General features: G+C 71.8%; 7 protein-coding genes. 3 read left to right on the top strand and 4 right to left on the bottom strand.

Going from position 1 to position 5,347, the window contains the following annotated elements; all coding sequences use genetic code 11:
- On the top strand, positions 1 to 230 hold a 230-nt coding region (locus AB0O00_RS28325; protein WP_363656467.1), incomplete at its 5' end, for an adenosylhomocysteinase.
- A 107-nt stretch (positions 231 to 337) separates the two neighbouring features.
- Here AB0O00_RS28325 and AB0O00_RS28320 read toward each other — a convergent pair.
- Together AB0O00_RS28320 and AB0O00_RS28315 are read right to left on the bottom strand one after the other, a co-directional pair.
- Positions 338 to 1,405: a hypothetical protein gene (locus AB0O00_RS28320; RefSeq protein WP_363656465.1), complete on the bottom strand. Its 1,068-nt coding sequence runs from the start codon at positions 1,403 to 1,405 to the stop codon at positions 338 to 340.
- Positions 1,402 to 1,914, bottom strand: a complete 513-nt coding sequence (locus AB0O00_RS28315) for a SigE family RNA polymerase sigma factor (RefSeq protein WP_363656463.1) — start codon at positions 1,912 to 1,914, stop codon at positions 1,402 to 1,404. Before AB0O00_RS28315 ends, AB0O00_RS28320 begins: the two co-directional genes overlap by 4 nt.
- A 141-nt stretch (positions 1,915 to 2,055) precedes the next feature.
- On the opposite strand from AB0O00_RS28315, the gene AB0O00_RS28310 reads away from it, so the two are divergent.
- A complete protein-coding gene (locus AB0O00_RS28310; protein WP_363656461.1) occupies positions 2,056 to 2,706 on the top strand; it encodes a hypothetical protein in 651 nt (216 codons plus the stop codon).
- Positions 2,707 to 2,714: 8 nt separating this feature from the next.
- Here the strand turns inward: AB0O00_RS28310 and AB0O00_RS28305 are convergent, their stop codons facing one another.
- Complete coding sequence (locus AB0O00_RS28305) at positions 2,715 to 3,665, bottom strand: RDD family protein (protein WP_363656460.1); 951 nt, start codon at positions 3,663 to 3,665, stop codon at positions 2,715 to 2,717.
- A 292-nt stretch (positions 3,666 to 3,957) separates the two neighbouring features.
- On the opposite strand from AB0O00_RS28305, the gene AB0O00_RS28300 reads away from it, so the two are divergent.
- Positions 3,958 to 4,962 carry a stage II sporulation protein M gene (locus tag AB0O00_RS28300; RefSeq protein ID WP_363656458.1) on the top strand — a complete coding sequence of 335 codons (1,005 nt, stop codon included), beginning with the start codon at positions 3,958 to 3,960 and terminating at the stop codon, positions 4,960 to 4,962.
- Positions 4,963 to 5,097: 135 nt separating this feature from the next.
- On the opposite strand, the gene AB0O00_RS28295 is transcribed toward AB0O00_RS28300, so the two are convergent.
- Positions 5,098 to 5,347: hypothetical protein (locus tag AB0O00_RS28295; protein ID WP_363656456.1), on the bottom strand; the 250-nt coding region annotated here is incomplete at its 5' end.

Raw genomic sequence — 5,347 nt, 5'->3', positions numbered from 1 at the left:
TGATGTCGAACTCGTTCGCGAACCAGACGATCGCGCAGATCGAGCTGTTCACGAAGACCGAGCAGTACCCGATCGGTGTGTACGTGCTGCCGAAGCACCTGGACGAGAAGGTCGCGCGTCTGCACCTGGACGCGCTGGGCGTGAAGCTCACGACCCTGACCCAGGAGCAGGCCGACTACATCGGCGTTCCGGTCGAGGGCCCGTACAAGGCGGAGCAGTACCGCTACTGATGCGGTGAACCGCTGCTGATGCGGTGACAGGCGTACGCCGGTGGCCGGCACCCCCCGTGGGTGCCGGCCACCGGCGCGTTCTGGTGAGTCCTGGTGACTCGGCGGGCTCAGGGCACGACGACGTTCGTCGTCCACTTGGTGTCGTCCGGGCCGAGGGACTTGATGTGGGAGAGCAGCCAGGGGAGGCCGCCGAGCTGCTCCAGGGCGGCGGGGACGCCGGAGCCGGCGCCGACGGTGAGGTTCAGGCCGTTCTGGACGGCGGTCAGCGGCGGGTGCGGGTCGATGTAGGGGGACCCGGCCGTGTCGGTGTAGGTGGGACGGGGGCCGACCGGGTCCACGCCGACGGAGACGGTCTTGTCGTCGATCCGGAACCCCAGCCACAGGGACCAGTTGCCCAGCTCGTCCGCCGGCCGGGTGAGCTCGACGTCGGTGACCTTGAACGTTTCGGGCAGGCCGGTGAACTGCACCGGCAGGGGGACGTTCCACTGGCCGAAGCGCACGTCGGCGGCCGCCTTGTGGAGGATCTCCTGGGTGACGTCGGACGGTTTGTCGCCGTACCCGGTGATCTCTGCCCAGCGGCCCGAGGCCGTCTGCCACCGCAGCGTGGGCTGGTGGTGGTCCGCGACCGCCCAGTAGGCCGTCCGGCCGTCGATCGGGTCGGCGTCGACCTTGCCGAGCGCCACGTGCCCGCCTGACGTGGTCATCGGCGGCTCGACGCCCGCTTGGTACAGCTGGACGATGATGCGTGCGGCGGAGTCGCGGTCGACGATGTTCTTCGCCTCGGCCTCGTAGCCGTGGTAGCTCTTGATGTAGCCGACGCTCTGCTCGCCGTGCGCCCAGTCGGGCAGCCAGCCGAAGTGGACCTCGGTGGTCAGCGGGTCGAAGCCGACCGGCGTGGGGGTCGGTGTGGCGGACGGCGACGGCGAGATGGTCGGTGTCAGTGCGGCGGGCGGTGCGGGGGTGGCGGTCGTGCCTCCCGGTGCGAGCAGGGCGGTGGTCGCCACCACCGCGACCGTGACGGCGGCGACGGCCCCGACGGTGGCGCGCTTGCGCCGGCGCAGCCGGGTGGTGCCCTCGGTGATGGACCGCGCGGCGTCGAAGCCCGGCGGCGGTGCCGGACCGTCGGCGAGGGCCGTCAGCCGGTCGGTCAGGTCGTCGTGATCGTTGCTGGTCATGGCGTCCTCTCGGCGACGGCGGGGCGGGTGGCGAGCTTGCTGCGGAGGGTGTCCAGGCCGCGCGAGCTCTGGCTCTTCACGTTGCCGGTGGAGCAGCCCAGGGCCTCGGCGGCCTGTTCGACGGTCAGGTCGCAGTAGTAGCGCAGGACGACCGTGGCGCGTTGGCGCGGCGGCAGCGCCGCCAGGGCGTGCCGCAGGTCGAGCGAGGCGTCCAGGTCGATGCTGTCGGCGGCCGTCTCGGGTGCGGCCTCCCGGCGGACCGTGCGGCGCCACCACGAGGTGCGCTGCTCGCCCAGGAAGACGTTGACCAGTACCCGCCGGGCGTAGCCGTCCAGGTTCTCCATCCGCCCGGCCCGTGACCAGTTCACGTACAGCTTGGCGATGGTCTCCTGCACCAGGTCGTCGGCCCGGTGCCAGTCCCCGCACAGCAGATAGGCGACCTTGCGCAGCCAGCCGCTCCTGGAGGCCACGTACTCCGTGAACTCCGCGTCGTGTGTCCGCTTCGCCATCTGCACCCCCCTCTCGTCGTGTCGGCGGCGCCTCTCCCGCGCCGTCCGCCTCCCTAATGCGGGCACCGGCCCGGGAGGTTGCATGCCGATCCCGCCACAGGGGCGTCAATCTGTCACAGGCGTCCACGTAGGCTTTCGGGCATGCCCAACGGCCGGTACTCGCTCCACACAGCCATGTCTCCTCTAGGCCACGACCACGTTCTGCTCGGCGAGGAGCGGTTCAGCTGCGCTCCCGGGCCGGCCGGCTGGCGGTACGTCTCCAAGACCTACGCCCCGGACGGCCGGGTGATCGGGACCGTCGACCTCACGCTCGACTCGCGCGCCCGGCCGCTGCGGATGGAGCTGCGGGCGGGTGGCTGGCAGGTCCGCGGCGGGGCGGTGGACGGGGTGGCGTGGGTGCGCACGGACGCGGCCGACCCTGGGGGCGAGCACACGGTGGAGGGGCACGACCGGGCCCACGGGTTCACCGGGCGCTCGCCGGCCTTCCTCGTCGCGACCGCCCGGCTGCTGCGGCTGCGGGAGGGGGCGAGTGCGCGGGTGCGGCTGGTGGCGTTCACCGAGCCGGTGCTGGCGCCGCGCACCTTCGACCAGGGCTGGCTGCTGGAGGGGACCGACACGCACGAGACGGACTCAGGGCCGCTGCTCGTCGAGCGGTACCAGGTGGCGGACCTGGAGACGGGGGAGCAGCAGGTGGTGCACCTCGCCGGGGACGTGGTGCTGGCGGCGGACGGGATCGAGCTGGAGGAGCTGGAGTCGCCGCCGAACGCCTGGCCGGTGGAGTTCGGGGGGTAGGGCGCAGGTCAGGCGGGCGGGGCGAAGCCCATGTCGTTGGACTGGGGCGTGGTGGGCGGCGTGGGCGGTGCCGTCGGCGCGACGGGGGCAGCGGGGGCTGCCGGGAGGACCGGTGTCTGAGGTGCGTGAGGTGCTGCCTGTGGTGCATGGGAAGCGTGGGGTGCCTGGACGACGTGCGGGGCGGCCGCCGGCATGTTCCCCTGGGCCCGCGTCCACTCCCGTCGCTGGCGCTCGGTGAGCACGGCGCCGAGGTAGGCGGCCGGGTGCACCCCGGGCGGCACCTCGTGGGTCGTCCTGTCGGCGAGGTCGGCGGCCAGCCGGGCGGACATCCGGTGCGCCACGGCCGGGTCCAACTGGCCTATCCGGCCGAGCAGTTGGCGGATCGCGAGCCAGAGCGGCTCGGGGACGGCCGACAGGTCCATCGCGTTCAGCGCGCTGCCCATCGCGTGCAGCAGCTGCGGGTGCACCGGCGGCAGTGCGACCGCCGTCCCGCCGCCGCCAGGGGCGCGCTCGCGGACGACCAGCGTCCCGGCGAAGATGTCGCCCAGCCGCTTGCCCTCCGAGTTCACCACCGAACAGATCACCGCGGGCGCGCCGGTCAGCGTGATCAGCTCGAAGAAGCCGGCCAGGCCGCGCACCAGCGCGTGCCGGAAGCGCACCGGACCGCCGTCGCTGCGCACCACCCGCAGGCCGAGCGCGGCCTTGCCGAGCGAACGTCCGTGACTGAACGTCTCGACCATCACCGGTACGCCGATCAGGAAGAACACCATCAGCCCGAGCATGATGGCGGTCAGCGCGGCGCCGTCGAGGCCCGAGAGGGCGACGCTGAGGATCAGCGAGGTGATCAGCAGCGAGGCGAACTCCACCGCCAGGTCGAGCGCGACCGCCAGCGCCCGGCTCGGAAGCTTCGCCGCGCGCAGGCCGAGGACGACCGCCTCACCCGTCACCAGGTCGCTCAAGACACCCGTCCGTTCACGCTCGTTGAGGTCGCCGAGGTGGATGGACGTCGTGCATGGGAGACGTCCCGGACCGGCCCCCGCGACCCGCTCCCTGTCGTCCGATCCGCAGCCGCCAACATACGGCGCCCGGTGCTCGCACGGGAAGTGAGATCCCGGGGGTCCCGGCGTCGGTCCTTCCTGGCATGCTGGGCCCGCACGTGTCCGTACGTATGTGTGCCGCCTGCCCGACCGCCCGCCCCGCGCGCGTGCGCCCCGTGCGCCGCGCGCCCCGCGTCGACCATGGAGCCGCCGCATGGACCTGGACGTCTTCGTCGCCACCCACCAGGGGGAGTGGAACCGGCTGGACGCCCTCGCCGGCAAGCGCCGGCTCAGCGGGGAGGAGACGGACGAACTGGTCACCCTCTACCAGCGGGCGACCGGCCACCTCGCCAAGGCCCAGGCCGCCGCGCCCGATCCGACACTGGTGGGCCGGCTGACCGCGTTGGTCTCCCGAGCGCGGGCCGCCGTCACGGGCAGCCGCAGCAGCGGTTGGCGGGACGTCGCGCGCTACTACACGGTGAGCTTCCCGGCGGCCCTGTACCGGTCGCGCCGGTGGTGGCTGCCGGTCGCGGTCGTCTCGCTCGTCGCCACCGCGGTGATCGCCTGGTGGGTCGCCAGTCACCCCGAGGTCCGCAACAGCCTGGCCTCCCCGGAGATGCTGCGCGAGATGACCCGCCCCGGCGGCGAGTACGAGGCGTACTACTCGGACCGCCCGGCGAGCTCGTTCGCGGCCCAGGTCTGGACGAACAACGCCTGGATCGCGGTCAAGTGCCTGCTCTTCGGGATCGCGCTGGGCATCCCCGTGGTCTTCGTGATGTGGTCGAACGTGCTCAACCTCGGCGCGGGCGTCGGCCTGATGGCCTCCGCCGGCCGGCTCGACGTCTTCCTCGGCCTGCTCATCCCGCACGGCCTGCTGGAGCTGACCGCCGTCTTCGTCGCCGGCGGGCTCGGCCTGCGCCTCGGCTGGACGGTGATCGACCCCGGTCCGCGCACCCGGACGACGGCGCTGGCGGAGCAGGGCCGCTCCATCATCGGCATGGCCATCGGCATGGCGACGGTGCTCGCGGTCTCCGGGATCCTCGAAGCCTTCGTGACCCCGTCGGGCCTGCCCACCTGGGCGCGCATTTCGATCGGCGTCGTGGCGGAGGCCGGTTTCCTGCTCTACGCCCTGGTGTTGGGGAAGAAGGCCGCGGCGGCCGGCGAGACCGGAGACCTGGACGCGGCCGATCGGGCGGACCTCCAGCCCGTCGCCGCCTGAGCCGGATGTGATCAACAGGCCTCTGACCTGCTACTCTTCTCGCATCCCGACCAAACCATTGACGTGGTAGGGGCGGGCTAGTAGGTTTGAACGGTTGGGACTGACTGGACAACGGTCGGGCCCGGGCGTTAGTGTCTACGACACCGCCGAATCGAGGCGAGCGCGTTTCACGAAATGCGCGCCCTCCGACGAAGCAAATCCCGCGAACCGAGCACTACGAAAGCTTTGATAAGCTTCGGAGCGAAGTTGCAGGAAATCCCGCCAGCGGGAATCGGATGAAAGAAACTCCGGGAAAACGGAGCGGAAAACATCTGGTAAGCTGGAAACACGAAAGAACGAAGCGCCCGGAGGGCCCGCTGGAAGGCGGCTCGAAGGAAGCGTCCGT

The sequence above is a fragment of the Kitasatospora sp. NPDC093558 genome (assembly GCF_040683475.1).
Taxonomy (GTDB): domain Bacteria; phylum Actinomycetota; class Actinomycetes; order Streptomycetales; family Streptomycetaceae; genus Kitasatospora.
This window is presented reverse-complemented; position numbering and strand designations above follow the sequence as displayed.